The sequence below is a fragment of the Zoogloea sp. LCSB751 genome (assembly GCF_002028455.1).
Lineage (GTDB): Bacteria > Pseudomonadota > Gammaproteobacteria > Burkholderiales > Rhodocyclaceae > Zoogloea.
The window spans coordinates 1-254 of sequence record NZ_MWUM01000394.1 but is presented as its reverse complement, the minus strand read 5'-3'; the positions used below and the strand labels follow the sequence as shown (position 1 = coordinate 254).

1 protein-coding gene is annotated in these 254 nt (G+C 61.4%); it reads left to right on the top strand.

Features of this window, described 5'->3' with window-relative positions; genetic code table 11:
• Positions 1–254: aldehyde dehydrogenase family protein (locus B4920_RS27090; RefSeq protein WP_139379731.1), on the top strand; the 254-nt coding region annotated here is incomplete at both ends.

Here is a 254-nt window from a genome sequence, read left to right as displayed (position 1 = left end):
ATGACGGCGTCAGCCAGGCGATTAACGATCGGCGTATCGCGGCGGTGACCGTAACCGGCAGCGTTCGGGCTGGTGCGGCAATTGGCGCGCAGGCGGGCGCGGCGCTGAAGAAATGCGTGCTGGAGCTGGGCGGCTCCGATCCGTTTATCGTTCTGAATGATGCCGATCTGGATCTGGCTGTCAACGCGGCCGTGGCCGGACGTTATCAGAATACCGGACAAGTTTGCGCGGCGTCGAAACGCTTTATTGTGGAA